The following is a 16,383-nucleotide window of genomic DNA, read 5'->3' as shown; positions in this document are numbered from 1 at the left end:
TAAAAGCAACCGGGTAGCATTTTCCCTTCCATTTCGTGTACAATGGTAGTAAACAGACAAAGACATCTCTCATCTGCTAGCGGTCGGTTGTGCCATGCGAATGATGCTAAGATAGGGAGTGGTCTTTTGAAACCTTCAACACATCGGATGCTTACCCGCATCAAATCCGTGTACATGTACATTAGTGAAAAAGGAACGGTTACGACCCAAGAACTTGTTGATGAGTTCGGCACCACCCCACGAACGATCCAGCGCGACTTAAACGTGCTTATGTACAACGATCTCGTTCGCAGCCCAAGCAAGGGCAAATGGACGACCACAAACAAAAAAGTGCGTATCTCTTCGTAAACCCGGTGCCAATAGGGTAGGCAAGATGAGAGATGAACGCAAACCATTTTTCCACAGATGAATATCCACTACTTTTCCATAAAAAAGGAACCTCGTCAGGTTCCTTTTTTTTCGTCCGTCTCCGACCGGTATTGCTTCAACATGTCCACCTCTTCATCCGTCAATTCCCGATACTCGCCGACGGCCAAATCCGGGTCAAGGGCGAGCGGCCCCATTTGAATTCGTTTTAAATAGACGACTCGCTTGCCGATCGTTTGAAACATCCGCTTCACTTGATGGAACTTCCCTTCGGTGATCGTCACCTCAACATCGGAACGAAGGCCCGATTTCAACACAACGAGCTTGGCCGGCTTTGTTTCATAGCCGTCATCAAGGACGACGCCGCGCTGAAACGCCGCGACATCCGCTTCCGTCACTTCCCCGTCCACGACGGCAAAATACGTTTTCGGCACGTGTTTTTTCGGCGACAACAGCTGGTGGGCGAGCTGGCCGTCATTCGTCAAGAGCAGCAGCCCTTCCGTATCTTTGTCAAGCCGCCCGACCGGAAACGGGGAAAGTGCCCGGTCTTCTTCTTCAAGCAAATCGACGACCGTCTCTTCCACGGCATCTTCCGTCGCCGAAACCACTCCTGGCGGTTTATTCATCATCAAGTAAATGAACGGCTTGTACTCGACCGTTTCCCCCCAAACGGTCACGATTTGCTCATCCGGCCGCACTTTCGTTTTCGCATCACGGACCGGCGCGCCGTCCACTTTCACCGCTCCGGACTTGAGCAGCTTTTTCACTTCCTTCCTCGTCCCATATCCCATATGGGCGAGCAACTTGTCAATGCGCAGCTCCACCAATCTCCCTCCTAAAAATATGGCCTTCATTAGGCGTTCATCTAGTCCGCTTCCACCTTCCCCCCATACACTGTGAAGGAAACATCAAGAAGGAGGATTTGCCGATGAATGAATATTACTATTATGTCCCAACATTGGATGATTACCGTCAACAGCCGCCAGCCAGCCAGTTTTGGCCCGGATACCCAGGCGGGCCATTCGCCAACTGGGCGCGGCGCATCGAACGGCTTGAGCGGGCCGTCGAACGGCTCGACCGCCGGCTCGACCGGGTGGAAAGCCGCCTCGACCGCATCGAACGCCGGCTCGGCCTATCGTAAGCGAAATGGAGAAAGAAGGCGGGTACGACCGCCTTCTTCTTTTTTTGCCGCAAGCCAAACGGCATGAGGGATGGCGAAACACCGCCATCGTCGAACCCTTTCGCTCAGGCACCGCGACGTTCGCAAGAAGCGCCGCCCGCCGGGTTCCGGCCTAAACGAGCCGCTTCTAGGAAACGGCCATCCGGTCAACAGCCGATCCCCCCCATGCTATCCTCGTCTACGATACCGCCTTGTTCTCTTTCCGGCGCCAAAACGCAAACCGGTCGCCAAACAGCGCCGAAAACAACCCGGAGCGGATGCTGAGAAACAAGTAAACGGCTGCCCCGACCGCGGCGCCGATGGAAACAGCGCCCACCGATTCAGCGGTGCCGGCGCGGTAATCGATCCATCGGGCCGTCAGAGCCTCGACCCCCATAACCGCCGCTGACATCGCCGCCGTCAAGATGGCCATAAACGCCGTCCGGCGGGCGACAAACCGATAGCGGTAGCGCGTGCGGCGCTGAATGACCCATAAGTTGAACGCCACCGAGACGAAATAGCCCGCCATCGTGGCAACAATGGCCCCGACGGCCGACCATTTCATAATGAGCGGCGTGTTGAGCAAAAGCTTCACAAGCAAGCCGGCTGTCAAACTGACGACCGTAAACCGCTGCTCGTTGATACCTTGCATGATCGCCGCCGTCACAGAAAACAACGCATACAAAATCGCCGCCGGCGCATACCATCGCAACACTTGTTCACCAAGCGGATCATAGCTGTAAAACGAGCTGTACACCGGCCCTGCCAGCACCGCCATGCCAATCACCGCCGGGAGCGTTAAAAACATGAGCACTTGAAACGTCTGGTTCAAATATTGCCGCAGCGCTTTCCGGTCTTGCGCGACATACGCTTTCGTAATCGTCGGGATGAGCGCCAAGCTGAACGAGGTCGCGAGCGTCACTGGTATGATGACGAGCTTTTGCGCCCACATGTTGAACACGGAATACGCGTGCTCCGAGATGTGCCCGCGGCCCGCGGCCGCCATCGCATGATTGAACGTAAACTGATCGACAAGCTGATAAAGCGACATCGACAAGCCGACAAAAACAAACGGAATCGAAGAAAGAAGCAGCTCTTTATACATCGCCCAAAGCGACACATCCGCTTCGCCGCGGTCGCGCGCAAGCAGAGACTGCAAATACGGACGCCGCTTCCACCAATAGACAAGCAACACGAAAAGCCCCGCCGCCGCCCCGACAAACGCGGCAAACGTCGCCGCACTCACAGCGGAGACGATCGAGCCGTCCATCAGGCGCAAAATAACGTAGCACGCCCCAAGCAAAAAAGCGATGCGCGCGATTTGTTCGACGACTTGCGACAGCGCCGTCGGGCCCATCGACTCATGTCCTTGGAAAAACCCGCGGATCAAGCTCATCACCGGCACGATGAGGAGCGCAAAGCTGACCGCGCGGATGACGACCGTGACGTCGTCGACCGAGTTGACGTTCGTTTTCGCATCGATGACGTGCGGTGCCAAGACGGGGGCCAAGGCATACAAAATGAGCCATGAGGCGATGCCGCTTGCGATCATCAAGACAAGGCCGGAGCGAAAGAGCCGATAGCCGACGCCGTATTCCCCAAGCGCGTTGTATTTCGACACAAACTTTGACACCGCCACCGGCAGCCCGCCGGTCGCCAAGCTCAAAAAAATTTGGTACGGCACATAGCCGTATCCGTACAGCGCCCCGCCGCGCTCGCCGACAAGATGGTAAAACGGGATGACGTAAAACAAGCCAAGAAGACGGGAAATCATCACGCCAGCCGTTAAAATAAACGTGCCGCGCAGCAGTTTCGATGTTGACATATGACCCCTTCCCTAGCCATGGACGTTGAAAATGACAGCGTATCTATTTTACCATAGTTGTCAATGGAACGAAAAATATCGTCCACGCGCAGAAAGAAAGGGTGGAATGAACATGGGATACGACGTCATCATCATCGGCGGCGGTCCGTCCGGGCTCATGGCGGCCATCGGCGCTGGCGAAGAAGGGGCGAAGGTGCTCTTGTTGGAAAAAGGAACGAAGCTCGGGCGCAAACTCGCCATCTCCGGCGGCGGACGCTGCAACGTGACGAATCGGCTGCCGGTGGATGAAATTGTCCGCCATATTCCCGGCAACGGCCGCTTTTTATACAGCGCCTTTTCCGTATTTAGCAATGAAGACATCATTCGCTTTTTTGAGCGGCTCGGTGTGCCGCTCAAGGAGGAAGACCACGGCCGCATGTTTCCCAAAAGCGACAGCGCCCAGTCGGTCGTCGACGCACTTGTTCGCGAGCTCGGCCGCCTCGGCGTCAATGTTCGGCTTGAATCGCCGGTGGCGGACGTGTTGTATGAACAAGGAAAAACAGTCGGTGTCACGCTGAAAAGCGGGGAGACGATCCACGCCCGTGCGGTTGTCGTCGCCGTCGGCGGCAAATCGGTGCCGCAAACCGGCTCAACGGGCGACGGCTATCCGTGGGCGGAAAAAGCGGGTCACACGGTGACCGAATTGTTTCCAACCGAAGTGCCGATTGTCTCGCATGAGCCGTTCATCAAAGAGCGGACGCTGCAAGGCTTGTCGCTGCGCAGCGCCGCGTTAAGCGTCTTAAAGCCGAATGGCAAACCGATCATCACCCACCGAATGGATATGCTGTTTACGCATTTCGGCATTTCCGGCCCAGCTGCTCTCCGCTGCAGCCAGTTTGTCGTTAAGGCGTTGAAAAAAGCGGCGGACGGCGCGGTCAAAATGAGCATTGACGCGCTTCCAGACATGACGCAGGAAGAGCTGTTTCAACATTTCGCCAATCTGTGCCAAGAGGAGCCGAAAAAGGCGATGAAAACGATCGCCAAAACGGTGCTTCCCGAGCGGTACGCGGTCTTTTTGCTCGAGCGGGCCGGCATCGACCCGCACGCCTCTGCCGGCACAGTCGGCCATGAGGCGATCCGGGCGTTTGTCCGGCAGTGCAAACAGTTTACCTTTTCCGTCCATGGCACGCTGCCGCTTGAGAAAGCATTCGTCACCGGCGGCGGCGTGTCGGTCAAAGAAATTGAGCCGAAAACAATGGCCTCCAAATGCATGGCCGGCCTTTACTTTTGCGGGGAAATTTTGGACATTCACGGCTACACGGGCGGCTACAACATCACCGCCGCCCTTGTCACCGGGCGGCTCGCCGGCGTGAACGCCGCCCGCTATGCATTGGCGGAAAAAAGCAGGATCAGCGGCCCCGCTGGGCAGACAGCAACAAATTGACAGCCGTCCCCATGCCCCTCGGATGCTCCGGGGCGTCCGCTGACATTCCGACAAGGGGTGTCCCAAAAGGATCGGGACACCCTTGCTCATCACCATAATCGCCACGAAACAATGAATCATGCGCAAAATGTTGTATTTCGTTTGAGAGGAATGACGCCTTTGGGTCAGCCCCATCGCAAAATTTCGCCGCCTGACATTGAAATGCCGCAACGAAAAAAGCGTCGCCCCTTTTGGGGGATCAGCACGAAAACCGCCCAAAGAATCCAACGGTCTCGAGCCGTGTAGAGTGTCAAGTCCGGTAAATGACCATGGCGGAAAAACAGTAAATTTGCTCGCCTTCCGATTCCATCGCCGCGACGCTGTACTTGACATCGATCAATTGTCCGTCTTTCAGGCGGGCTAAAAAGTCGTTGACCGCCGCCTCCAAATCTTTTTCATGCTCTTTATCAAACACTTTCACTTTGTACATCGCCATCCCCCCGTTTTCTTTTTTTCCACACGTTTAGGGAAAATCCTGCTCTGCAAAAAGCAACGCGCGCCCCAAACAACAGGGCGCGTGTTGGAAAGAACGGAAGGGATGAACCGTTCGTCTTAATAAACTCCTACGGCATTGAACGCCTGTTTCACCGAATTCACTTCTTGGCTCGCCGACCCGTACAAGTCAGCAGCCGCTTGCACGCAGGCGGCGCGCAGCTGGCTGAAGTTGGAGGTCGGCGTCAAATAGTAGACGAGTGCGCGATAAAAAATTTTCCCCATTTTGTCGCGGCCGATGCCGGTGACGCTTACTCCGTAATGGACGCCGCCTTGGCTGAGCAAATACGCCGCTTTATTGATGATGCCGCTGTTTGTATGGACGCCGCCGTTATCTTGTGTGCCGGTGTAGCGTTTCGAGTAATGATCCGGATCGCCGTATTTCGCCGGATCGGACATCGAGCGGAGCGCATCGCCGGCGATCCCAGGCGTGTAAATGTCTTCGCCGATCTCCCAGTCCGGGCTGCGGTTGGCGTAAAACTCCACGAGCGTGCCGAAAATGTCGGACATCGCTTCATTGATGGCGCCGGATTCATTTTGGTAAACAAGCCCGGCGGTATAATCGGTCACGGCGTGGGTCAACTCATGAGCGACGACATCAATGCCTCCGGAAAACGGCAAAAACGTCTGGCCGTCTCCATCGCCGTACACCATTTGCGAACCGTTCCAAAACGCGTTGTTGTAGCCGCGTCCGTAATGGACGGTCGAACGGATGGCGGCGTTGCTGCCGTCATAACTCAGCCGGCCGTGCACATTTTTGTAGTAGTCATACACGACGCCGGCGTAATAATGGGCGTCCACGGCCGCCGCGTCATAGCTGGCGAAAAATTGGTTGTCAATGTCGGCCCACAGGCTGCCGGGCAGCGTCGTGCGGTTGCGGCCATCGTACGTAAAAATGCCGCTGCCGCGCGTGTTGTCCTGCAAATAGTAATAGCCGTAATACGAAGAGTAGGTGGTATTAATATATTTTTGATCGCCCAACACACCGCGGCCGACGCCGACAGTCGATGTGCCGGCGACCGTCGGACCGGTTCCCGGCTTGGCCGCATCCATTTGATTCCATTTATTCAACACAGCGCCGCTTCCCGCATCGATGATATACATCCAATTGCCCGGAACAGGCGCTAAAAAGCGGACATTGACCTCATAAGCAAGGCGCGGGGTCTCCCCATCCGGATAGATGACAAGCCGCGTTCGTTTTCCCTCTTCGGCCGCGGGCCATTCTTTCGTCACCGCATCAGCCACATCTTGTTTCGCAATCATTTCCGCTTGTTGAAGGGAAATGGCAGCTTCTGTTTTCAACGTTCGTTTGTCCAAATCCGGAATGAGCGCACCCGACAAAGAGGACAATTCGCCATCATTGACATGGGCAACGAGCACGGCGCCATACACGGGGATGCCGTGATAGCGCTGTTCAAAACGCATGACCGTATGGCCGAGTTCATCCACTTGTTTTCCAACCAAACCCAGCCGTTCGCGGGCTTGTCCACCAAGTCGGAACATATCCTTCTCTTGATCCATATAGCGGTAAACCAATTCTTCCGGGTCGATTCCCTCCCCTTTGAACAGCGATCCGGAAATAAACGACGGCGTTTTCCATTGTTGATCCCATACCATCGCTCGTTCTTTGGCTGATGCGCCCACCGGTGCGGCCATTAATCCAAGCGCCAACGCAATCGTTCCAAGCATCGCCCGTTTGTTCATTCCCTTTACCCCTTTCTTATATTTTCAAATTATTTATTCTAATAAAAATTTTATTACAATATATTTTGATTCGGTATTGGGAAAATGATCGGGCGTAATACGGCCTGATCAAACAATCGTTTTTCCTTTTTTCTCTCTTTGCGGCTTTCCACCTGCGACAAAACATCCATCGATAGACAGCAGCTTTCTGCCATCCAAGCAGCCGAAATAAAAAACCGCCCCCCGCTTTCGCCGATCATCACGAAAGCAGGGGACGGGATCGGTTTGAAGAGAAGAGCAAAAGAGCCATAAGACCGCCTCATCCAGCACAGACAGGCAAAGCGCCAATCCGGCGCTCCTTTTATCGAGAAATCACCGTCGGCGGCGGATGTTCGTCTTTAGCCGCTTCTTGCACCCCGATGCCTTGGCCAAAGGCCGAAGCGAGACCAAGGACGGCGAGAGCGACGATCACAATGACCCGCTTTTTCACCTAGCTTCACCTCCTTTCAAACGCCGGTTTTCTTCCGCAAGAGAGCGCAGCTTAACTGGTAATATTGGGCCGCCAGCTTGTGCTGGCGCCTCCGCATATAACAATCCGCCAAATATTCGGCATACAAAGAAGCGTCGTCATACTCCTTCTTTTTCTGGAAGTATGGAATCGCCTCCTGTTTGAGCAGCCGCTCTAACGGTTCATCTTCTTCGCTCAAAAGCAGCCGGTAAATGGAAAAATGCAAATAATACTCATAATGCTCCACCGCTCCGTTAGGGGCTTGTTCGAGCTGTTTCCACCCTTCTTCGACGATCATCCACGCTTTGCGATAATGCTTGGCCTCACAATGCATGCGCACGAGCGACAAAAGCGTGATGAGCCGGGCATCCAGCGGGGCGTCCGCTTTATAGATCAAGCTGTTTTCGTAATGTTGCACCGCCTCGCGGTATTGGCGTTTCATCCCCTTCAGGTGGCCGAGATTGTGCTCGACAATGCCAAGAAGGCGCCGATCATTCGCCATACCCGCCGCTTTTTGCGCCGACAGGCAATGTTCGACCGCTTTGTCGATCTCCCCGCAGCGCCGATGGCAAATCGCCAACAGCACATGGCATTCGGCGCTCCGCCGCAAGTCGTATTCCGCCTGGCTCAGAGCCAGCGCCCTCTCGGCGTATTGAAGGCATTGAAACCATTTCCACAGACGGCTGGAAGCAAGCGCCGACAAGTAAGCCAAATCGGCCTCCTCCCGGCTCGTTTTCCATTCTCCCTTCAGCAGCTGTTCTGCCTTTTGATAACAATGCAAGGCGTCGTCGTACTTTTCTTGGCAATAATACAAAAGACCAAAAAATTTCCAATAATAATAGCGCATGTCATCACTCAACGACCCATACCAGTCCCGCACACTTTGCGCCGCCGTTTCCGCCCCCTTTTTGTCACCAAGAAGCAGCAAATACCGGATTCGCATCAGCTGAAAATAAATCATGGCTTCGGCATCCCCAGACTGCCCGCATCGTTCTTTGACCGTTTCATACAATTCCCGCGCGGCAGGCGCATCACGGTTCGTCATCGCCTTGTACCACGACATCACCCATTCGAACCATGAAGGCGTTGTTTCGTTTCCGCCGGGCCGGATGTCCAGCCGCCGAAACAGCCATTCGAGCACCTCTTGACTCGGGATGACTTGATTGTTCTCAATTTTCGATAAATACGAAACCGAAATAATGCCTTCAGCCGTTTCTTCTTGGGTCATGCCTTTCATCAAGCGGGCGAATTTCAAGCGGTCGCCGAGTTTCAACAGAGAGCTCCTCCTTCGAACAAATGTCTGATTTTACCGAAAATTATATCCTCTCCTTTTTTTTATTGCATCACACTTTGGTACTAAAACAAAATGGAAAAAGCGCCCCAAAAAGCTGGGACGCTTTTTCGCTCCTGCCCCGCAAGCGGACCGGGGAAGCGCAAGCCGCCGACGCATGGAAAGGCCGGCGGCAGCCAGCCTCTCCTCTGACTCTTGACGGCGCGGGGCCGTTCGGATGGATCCATTTCCCATTCGCTGACACGTTCCGTCGTTTTGATCTCGACGGAACGGGATCACTTGGATGACGGCCCGCCGCCATGCCCTGTCCTTCCAGCCGGAAGCACTTATCGTTTCGGCACTGTTTCCCCTTCCCACTCGAGCATGCCGCCTGTCATATTGCGGACGAGGTAGCCGAGCTCCTGCAAGTAGCGGCAGACGTTTTCGCTTCGCCGCCCGGAGCGGCAGACGAAAATGTATTCTTCATTGCGGTCGAATTCCGCAAGCCGATCGGGGATGTCGCCCATTTTCATATGTTTGGCGCCAGGGATCATGCCGAGGGCGACTTCCTCGTCTTCGCGCACATCGACAATGTTCAGCTTTTCGCCGCGCTCGAGTTTTTCTTTCACTTCAGCCGGCGTGATTTCCTTGATCTCTTCCATGGCAGATCAACCCCTTTCGTTGGTGGATAGGGGGCGGGCCGAAGCCCGCCCTCATCATCAGTTGGCCACGATATTGACGAGCTTGCCGGGGACGGCGATCACTTTGCGCACCGTTTTGCCCTCAAGCTGCTCTTTGATTTTTTCATCGGCGAGCGCCCGCTCCTCGAGCGCTTCTTTTGGCAAGTCAGCCGGCACGTGCAAACGCGACCGCACTTTGCCATTGATTTGCACGACGATTTCCACGACGTCTTCCACAAGCTTCGTTTCATCATACGTCGGCCACGATTCACAGGCGATCGTGTCCGTGTGGCCAAGTTTTTGCCACAATTCTTCGCCGATGTGCGGGCAGACCGGCGACAAGAGCTTGACGAAGCCTTCCATGTATTCTTTTTTCATTTGCTCCGCTTTGTACGCTTCGTTGATGAACACCATCAGCTGCGAAATGGCGGTGTTAAAGCGGAGCGCTTCATAGTCTTCCGTCACTTTTTTCACCGTTTGGTGATAGACGCGCTCGAGCGTATCGTTCTCCGGTTCGTCGACGATGTTCGGGTTCAGTTCGCCATTCTCGGTGACAAAGAGTCTCCAGACGCGGTCGAGGAAGCGGCGCGCCCCGTCAAGCCCTTTCGTCGACCAAGCGATCGACGCCTCAAGCGGCCCCATGAACATTTCATACAGCCGCAAGGTGTCGGCCCCATGGCTTTCGATGATGTCGTCCGGGTTGACGACGTTGCCTTTTGATTTGCTCATTTTTTCGTTGTTTTCGCCTAAAATCATCCCTTGGTTGAACAGCTTTTGGAACGGTTCTTTCGTCGGCACGATGCCAAGGTCGTAGAGAAACTTATGCCAAAAGCGGGCGTAAAGCAAATGCAAGACCGCGTGCTCCGCTCCGCCGATGTAGACATCGACCGGCAGCCATTTTTTCAGCTTTTCCGGATCGGCAAGCTGCTTGTCGTTGTGCGGGTCGATGTAGCGCAAATAATACCAGCAGCTTCCGGCCCATTGCGGCATCGTGTTCGTTTCGCGCCGCCCTTTTTTCCCGGTTTTCGGGTCGACGACGTTGACCCATTCTTCGATGTTGGCGAGCGGCGACTCGCCCGTTCCCGACGGACGGATTTCATCCGTTTTCGGCAACACAAGCGGCAATTCCTCTTCCGGCACCGGCGTCATCGTGCCGTCTTCCCAATGGATGATCGGAATCGGCTCGCCCCAGTAGCGCTGGCGGCTGAACAGCCAGTCGCGCAGCCGGTACGACACTTTTTTCCGCCCTTTGCCGTTTTCCTCAAGCCAGGCGATCATTTTTTCGATCGCTTCCTGCTTGTTCAAGCCGTTCAAAAACGCGGAGTTGATATGCTCACCGTCGCCGATGTACGCTTCTTTTTCGATGTCGCCGCCGGCGACGACTTCTTTGATCGGCAAGTGGAATTTTTTCGCAAACTCGTAGTCGCGCTCATCGTGCGCCGGCACGGCCATGATCGCTCCGGTGCCGTAGCTCATCAAGACGTAGTCGGCGATCCAAATCGGCAGCTTGTCGCCTGTGACCGGATGGATGGCGTAGGCGCCGGTGAACACGCCCGTTTTTTCTTTCGCCAAATCGGTGCGCTCAAGGTCGCTTTTGCTTTGAATTTCCTTTAAGTAGGCGTCAACGGCTGGCTTTTGCTCCGGCGTCGTGATCTTCTCAACAAGCGGATGCTCCGGCGCCAAGACGGTGTACGTCGCGCCAAAGAGCGTATCCGGACGCGTCGTGAACACGGTGAACGTTTCGTCATGGCCGTCGACGGCAAACTCAATTTCCGCTCCTTCCGAACGGCCGATCCAGTTGCGTTGCATCTCCTTAATGCTTTCCGGCCAGTCGAGCTCTTCCAAATCTTCAAGCAGGCGGTCGGCGTAGGCGGTGATTTTCAGCATCCATTGTCGCATCGGCTTGCGGATGACCGGATGCCCGCCGCGCTCGCTCCGGCCGTTGATCACCTCTTCGTTCGCCAGCACCGTGCCGAGCGCCGGGCACCAGTTGACCGGCACTTCATCCATGTAGGCGAGCCCTTTTTCGTACAGCTTCAAGAAAATCCATTGCGTCCATTTGTAATAGTTCGGGTCGGTCGTATTGATCTCCCGGTCCCAGTCGTATGAAAAGCCAAGCGACTTGATTTGCCGGCGGAAATTGTCGATGTTTTTTTGCGTAAACTCCGCCGGGTCGTTGCCGGTATCGAGCGCATATTGCTCGGCCGGCAGCCCGAACGCGTCCCAGCCCATCGGGTGAAGGACGTTGTACCCTTGCATCCGCTTCATGCGCGCTAAAATGTCGGTCGCCGTATACCCTTCCGGATGGCCGACGTGCAATCCGGCGCCGGATGGATACGGGAACATGTCGAGAACGTAAAACTTCGGCTTGTCGTCATCATCGGGCGTGCGGAACGTTTTGTTTTTCTCCCAATAGTCCTGCCATTTTTGTTCAATTTCGCGGTGGTTGAAGCTCATCGCAGCACTCCTCCTATCCAGTTCTACTTGCATCATGGACGAAAATATGTACAAAAAAACCCCCCATCCCCACGCAAAGGGACGAGAGGCGCGCTTCCCGCGGTACCACCCTTTTTGGCGCGCCAAACGGCGCACCCGCTTTCTTCCTTAACGCGGACTGACGGCCGGCGCTGTCGGGGATCGTTCGCGCCGGCAACTCCGAGGCGAGTTCACGGGTTGACTTCGGTTGACTTGCACCATCCGTCAACTCTCTGCTGTCCGTCAAGCCCGCTACTGCTCCTCTTCATCGCTTTTCGCTTCGTTGTTTCCAATGGCAAACTTATTATTATTTTAAAAAATTTGTCGATCAATTGCAAGTTGAAACCTATATGGTCGCAGCTGTTTTTTCTCCCGCCTTTTCCGCCGGCTTCGGCAGCCAGCGGTCGTACAAAAACGCCGCGGCCACCGCCAACAGGGCAAACGCGGCGAGCAGTCCGATGAGCAGCTTCATTCCTAAGGCGTCAGCAATCCAACCTCCGATGACCGGTCCAATCATCCTTCCAGTCGTGGCCGTTCCGTTGACAATTCCTTGGGAAAACCCGGCCTTCCCCGGCGGCGCCCATTCGTTCACTGCGGCTGGAATCGCGGGCCAGACGATCATCTCAGCGATCGTGAGCACAATCATGGACGCGGCAAACTCAGCAAACGAATTCGCCCCCAACAGCATGGCAAACGAAACAGCGAAAATCAGAAACCCGATCACGATTTGCCGCTTCAACGTCGGCATGAAGCGGCGGATCACCCGCACCAGCACCGGCTGGGCCAAGACGATCAACGCGCCATTGATCGTCCAAAGCAAGCTGTACTGCCCCACCGGTATCCCGAGCTCGCGCGTATAGGCGGCGATCGTCGTCGACCATTGGACATAGCTCAACCAGCACAGTCCATAGCCGGCGCAAAGGAGAGCGAGCGCCCAGCCCACGGCGCGGGATGGGGCTCTTTCCGCTTCTTCGGATCGTTTCTTTCTCGGCGGCGGCAAAATTGGAACGCGCCGCAACCCGGCAATAATCGTGAACAAAAACGCAACATACAACAAAAGATTGGCGAAAAAAACGAGCGAGAACGAATATGAAGCGACAAACCCGCCAAGCGCCGAACCGGCGGCGACGCCGATGTTTTGCGCGACATAAAGAGCGTTGAACGCCCGCCGCCCCCCGCCCGGCCAAATCGCCCCGGCGTACGCCGACGCCGCCGGAAAGACGACGCCGCTGCCGATGCCGACAAGCGCCAGCCATACGGCATAGTGCGGCCATCCGTGCCAAACGCTTAAGCCGGCGAGCGCGGTCATCGTCAACACCGCGCCGGCCAACAAAACGCGAAACCCGCCGATCCGGTCAAACAAAAAGCCGCCAGCCAAGCTGCCGATGACGCTTCCCCCAGAGTTGAGCATGAGCACGACCCCAGCGACCGCGAGCGGCTGGCCAAGCTGTTCGTGCAAATAGATCGTGTTTAGCGGCCATAGAAACGACGCCCCTGTCACATTGAGCGCCATGCCGACAAGCAGCCACCAAAGAGCGCGGGGCATCGGTCATCATCCTTTTCCAGCTTTTATTTTGAATTCCGAAATAATTGTAGGGGAAAACAGGAAAAAATGCAATCAAAAAGGCGGAGCATTCCGATGCGTCCGCCACTTTTTTTGCCAAACGAACTCCCCCGCTGAAACAATGGCTTTTGAAGAGGGGCACCTGCGCGAAAAGAAGAACGAGACGGAGCGGCATCCGCCCCTTTGGCTTGTCGTCACCCGTTCCGCTGCTTGGAGCGGATCGGTTGGCCGCCCGTTTCCTCGTATTGCTTTTTCGCCAGCTTCACCGGGTCAAAATCTTGACCAAGCTCAAGATCGTTATTGTTTTGGCCGTTGCGTGTTTTTTGTTCTGGATTCGTTTGTTTCAAGCGTCGCTTCATGTCGAGTTCCTCCTCGTTTCAGCGGTCAAGCAAAATCATGTCGTTTTGCAATTGCTCAAGCTGGAGCCGCATCCGATGCAGCTGCTCGCGCTGCTGGGCGTTGCAGCTTCGCGCCAAGTGCGCCAAATCGATGACCGTCTGCTCGAGCATCTGCTGGGCGTTCGTGTATTCGGTGATGTTGTAATGCTCCTGCTTTTGCGCTTCCGTATATTGCTCTTTCGCGTAGCGAATCACATCTTCACACCGCTGCAAAAATTCCTCAACGGATTGTCTTGTCGCCATGCGCTCACCTCGTTTCGTGATATTCCCTCATGTTTACTATGCGCCGCATAGGGCGGCCGTATCACGCCAATGATTGGCAGCGGTCGATTTTCCATGAAGTTTTTGTTACAATGCCGAAGGGAGGATCTTCGTTGAGCTCGATCACGACGATGTCGGTCAGTTCAAGGTTTTCTGTCGCGCCGACGCAGAGGATGGAGCGGCTGGAGGGAAAAAACGGCGGCATCCGATATCTTTGGCGCAGCGCCTGCCAACATAAACGATGAAACGATCGCAAGGAGGGGTCAACCGATGGCTTTGATGAACATTTTGCCGTTCGCCCGCTTTTTGCTTGATCAAGCGGTCAACGAAGGCGACATCGCCGTCGACGCGACCGTCGGCAACGGATACGACACCGTGTATTTGGCCGAACGCGTCGGGGATTTCGGCCATGTGTTCGGCTTTGACATTCAGCCTGAGGCCATCACCGCCGCTTCCGCCCGCCTCGCGGAACATCGGCTATGCGGGCGGGCGACGTTGTTCGAGCGAAGCCATAGCGAAATGCTTGAGGCGCTTCCTGCCGATGTACACGGGCGCATCGCCGGCGCCGTGTTCAACCTCGGCTATTTGCCGGGCGGCAATAAGCAAATCGTCACCAAGCCGGAATCGACGATCGAAGCGGTCGATCAACTGCTTTCCGTCATGAAGCCGGGCGGCGTCATCGTTCTTGTCGTGTACCACGGCCATCCGGAAGGAAAGCGCGAACGCGACGCGCTCCTGGATTACGTCCGCTCTCTTGATCAACGGCGCGTCCACGCCCTGAAATACGAATTCATCAATCGGCAAAACGACCCGCCGTTTTTGCTCGCGCTCGAAACTCGGGCGGATCAGGGCGCCTGAATCGGTCGGATCTCACCCCTTTTGCCAATAAAAGCAAACGGCCGCCCTCATGAAAAGGACAGCCGTTTTTGCCGCTCCTGCCAAAAGCGGTATGCTTTTCCGTTCCAATAGAAAAACTGCGACGCCGCCCCGCCGGCGCGGACGAGCCGTCGCGCCAGCCGGCGCAGACCGCGCTGCTTTTTCACCTTGGCATCCGACAAATACAACCCAAGAAGCCCTCGGTGAATGAGGCGGTGAAACTCGCCGTGCGGCAGCGCCCCGACATGGCGGTCGGCCTCTTCGATGAAATGGCAAAGCCGCTCAAGCATCACCGTTTCATTCGGATAGTAAAAGCAAAAGTTTAAGTCGCCGCCGTCCCGGTCTTCCTCCTGATCGATCAAATAGTCGAGCAAAATGTGCAGCCCTTGAATGTATGGAAAATAGCCGTTGCGCACTTGTCTTGCCATCTCCGGCGGCAGCGATTCGCCAAACGCATAGGCGACGAGGCAGAAAATGCCGAGCGTCGAACCGGAGCAGGCGGAAAATTCATACCATTCCATCGGCGGCAAGGCGTCTTTGTATTGCGCGAACCATTTCTCCAGCCGCGGCACCCGCTCGCTCGCTTCGACATGTTTATGCACTTGCAAGTCGCAATAATATCCGGCCAATTCATGCAAAAATGGGGCAATCGTCTCATAATGGCGCACCGTCTCGAGCACCTTTTGGCACGTGCGGACGAGCGCCGGCAAATAGCCGCCGTCCTCCTGTTCGCGGCGATGGCGGTAATAGTTCGACGGCTCCGCGCCGATCGTCAAAGCGTCGGGCATCGAATCATGCAAAGCGCGAAAGTCAAGCGGATCAAGCGAGGTGCTGCGGTCGCACAAATTATCCAAATAATCGCTGATCGTCTGGTAAGCAACGATAAAGCGGATGCAATCCTCCATGTTTTCTCCAGCTAAGAGCGCCAAAATAGAGCCGCCTTCGCAATGGAACGTTTTCGACGCGATGCTCGCGAGCGCTTGGCGCCGCAATTCCGGATCGGGAATGCGCTCGGCTTGGCGCCGCCAATAGGCAAGCTCGCGGTGGACAAGCGGAAGCACGTCACGATACACCATTTTCATCAAGGCGATGGGGTTTTTCGGAATGTTCAATCGGCTCACCTCAGGTGCAAACACCATGGTCTCGTCTCCTAGCATTTCCATCTTATCGGCAACCAAAATCGTTTCGCGTCTGAACAGCCTGCGATCTCGTCTTCCAGTATTGCCATCAATGCGGCCGGGGCAAACCATAAAAGGGTTGGGCCATGGAATGAAAAAGCCGCTCAACAACGGTTCTTCCCACGTTGAGAAGCTTTGTGAAATCGGATTTTCTTCCCCTATCCCAACCACTCATCGGGCGAAAAG

At 55.4% G+C, this 16,383-nt stretch carries 17 protein-coding genes and 1 other annotated feature; of the genes, 4 read left to right on the top strand and 13 right to left on the bottom strand.

All coding sequences use genetic code 11. The features are described 5' to 3' along the window. The first annotated feature begins 126 nt into the window (after positions 1-126). Entirely contained in the window at positions 127-348 is a 222-nt protein-coding gene (locus tag BJQ97_RS03565; RefSeq protein ID WP_008880936.1) for a DeoR family transcriptional regulator, read from the top strand. Between the two features lie 95 nt (positions 349-443). Here BJQ97_RS03565 and BJQ97_RS03560 read toward each other — a convergent pair whose 3' ends face one another. Beyond that, positions 444-1,190, bottom strand: a complete 747-nt coding sequence (locus BJQ97_RS03560) for a pseudouridine synthase (RefSeq protein ID WP_160155530.1) — start codon at positions 1,188-1,190, stop codon at positions 444-446. A 104-nt stretch (positions 1,191-1,294) separates the two neighbouring features. On the opposite strand from BJQ97_RS03560, the gene BJQ97_RS03555 reads away from it, so the two are divergent. Beyond that, positions 1,295-1,507, top strand: coding sequence for a hypothetical protein (locus BJQ97_RS03555; RefSeq protein WP_011232307.1), 213 nt, complete (start codon positions 1,295-1,297; stop codon positions 1,505-1,507). A 217-nt stretch (positions 1,508-1,724) separates the two neighbouring features. Here BJQ97_RS03555 and BJQ97_RS03550 read toward each other — a convergent pair whose 3' ends face one another. Continuing rightward, positions 1,725-3,350 carry a putative polysaccharide biosynthesis protein gene (locus BJQ97_RS03550; protein ID WP_160155529.1) on the bottom strand — a complete coding sequence of 542 codons (1,626 nt, stop codon included), beginning with the start codon at positions 3,348-3,350 and terminating at the stop codon, positions 1,725-1,727. A 112-nt stretch (positions 3,351-3,462) separates the two neighbouring features. Between BJQ97_RS03550 and BJQ97_RS03545 the strand changes: the two genes are divergently transcribed. Beyond that, entirely contained in the window at positions 3,463-4,773 is a 1,311-nt protein-coding gene (locus BJQ97_RS03545; RefSeq protein WP_160155528.1) for a BaiN/RdsA family NAD(P)/FAD-dependent oxidoreductase, read from the top strand. Positions 4,774-5,062: 289 nt separating this feature from the next. On the opposite strand, the gene BJQ97_RS03540 is transcribed toward BJQ97_RS03545, so the two are convergent. From BJQ97_RS03540 to BJQ97_RS03500, 10 genes are all read right to left on the bottom strand, one after another. Then, positions 5,063-5,242 carry a sporulation protein Cse60 gene (locus tag BJQ97_RS03540; protein WP_008880941.1) on the bottom strand — a complete coding sequence of 60 codons (180 nt, stop codon included), beginning with the start codon at positions 5,240-5,242 and terminating at the stop codon, positions 5,063-5,065. A gap of 122 nt (positions 5,243-5,364) precedes the next feature. Beyond that, complete coding sequence (locus tag BJQ97_RS03535; RefSeq protein ID WP_407066449.1) at positions 5,365-6,807, bottom strand: M4 family metallopeptidase; 1,443 nt, start codon at positions 6,805-6,807, stop codon at positions 5,365-5,367. 541 nt (positions 6,808-7,348) lie between these two features. Continuing rightward, entirely contained in the window at positions 7,349-7,477 is a 129-nt protein-coding gene (locus tag BJQ97_RS17850) for a hypothetical protein (RefSeq protein ID WP_268892779.1), read from the bottom strand. Positions 7,478-7,493: 16 nt separating this feature from the next. Then, the gene (locus BJQ97_RS03530; RefSeq protein WP_160155526.1) at positions 7,494-8,768 is read right to left on the bottom strand and encodes a helix-turn-helix domain-containing protein; all 1,275 of its coding nucleotides are present in this window, start codon (positions 8,766-8,768) and stop codon (positions 7,494-7,496) included. A 344-nt stretch (positions 8,769-9,112) separates the two neighbouring features. Beyond that, positions 9,113-9,427 carry a rhodanese-like domain-containing protein gene (locus tag BJQ97_RS03525; protein ID WP_160155525.1) on the bottom strand — a complete coding sequence of 105 codons (315 nt, stop codon included), beginning with the start codon at positions 9,425-9,427 and terminating at the stop codon, positions 9,113-9,115. A gap of 57 nt (positions 9,428-9,484) precedes the next feature. Further along, positions 9,485-11,902 carry a leucine--tRNA ligase gene (gene leuS, locus BJQ97_RS03520; RefSeq protein ID WP_160155524.1) on the bottom strand — a complete coding sequence of 806 codons (2,418 nt, stop codon included), beginning with the start codon at positions 11,900-11,902 and terminating at the stop codon, positions 9,485-9,487. A 74-nt stretch (positions 11,903-11,976) separates the two neighbouring features. Further along, positions 11,977-12,198: a binding site (T-box leader), on the bottom strand. 68 nt (positions 12,199-12,266) lie between these two features. After that, positions 12,267-13,466 carry an MDR family MFS transporter gene (locus BJQ97_RS03515; protein ID WP_160155523.1) on the bottom strand — a complete coding sequence of 400 codons (1,200 nt, stop codon included), beginning with the start codon at positions 13,464-13,466 and terminating at the stop codon, positions 12,267-12,269. 212 nt (positions 13,467-13,678) lie between these two features. Continuing rightward, positions 13,679-13,843, bottom strand: a complete 165-nt coding sequence (locus tag BJQ97_RS03510; protein ID WP_011232316.1) for a hypothetical protein — start codon at positions 13,841-13,843, stop codon at positions 13,679-13,681. A gap of 18 nt (positions 13,844-13,861) precedes the next feature. Next, complete coding sequence (locus BJQ97_RS03505) at positions 13,862-14,125, bottom strand: YtzC family protein (RefSeq protein WP_011232317.1); 264 nt, start codon at positions 14,123-14,125, stop codon at positions 13,862-13,864. A 61-nt stretch (positions 14,126-14,186) separates the two neighbouring features. Beyond that, positions 14,187-14,399 carry a hypothetical protein gene (locus tag BJQ97_RS03500; RefSeq protein WP_160155522.1) on the bottom strand — a complete coding sequence of 71 codons (213 nt, stop codon included), beginning with the start codon at positions 14,397-14,399 and terminating at the stop codon, positions 14,187-14,189. 14 nt (positions 14,400-14,413) lie between these two features. On the opposite strand from BJQ97_RS03500, the gene mnmM reads away from it, so the two are divergent. Continuing rightward, positions 14,414-15,001, top strand: a complete 588-nt coding sequence (gene mnmM, locus BJQ97_RS03495) for a tRNA 5-(aminomethyl)-2-thiouridylate-methyltransferase MnmM (RefSeq protein WP_160155521.1) — start codon at positions 14,414-14,416, stop codon at positions 14,999-15,001. A 47-nt stretch (positions 15,002-15,048) separates the two neighbouring features. Here mnmM and BJQ97_RS03490 read toward each other — a convergent pair whose 3' ends face one another. Next, the gene (locus BJQ97_RS03490; RefSeq protein WP_328717911.1) at positions 15,049-16,158 is read right to left on the bottom strand and encodes a tetraprenyl-beta-curcumene synthase family protein; all 1,110 of its coding nucleotides are present in this window, start codon (positions 16,156-16,158) and stop codon (positions 15,049-15,051) included. Positions 16,159-16,383: the final 225 nt, after the last annotated feature.

It is taken from the genome of Geobacillus sp. TFV-3, from assembly GCF_009901865.1.
GTDB classification, from domain to species: domain Bacteria; phylum Bacillota; class Bacilli; order Bacillales; family Anoxybacillaceae; genus Geobacillus; species Geobacillus thermoleovorans_A.
Note: the sequence above shows the minus strand (reverse complement) of the source record. Positions and strands in the feature narration are given on the sequence as shown.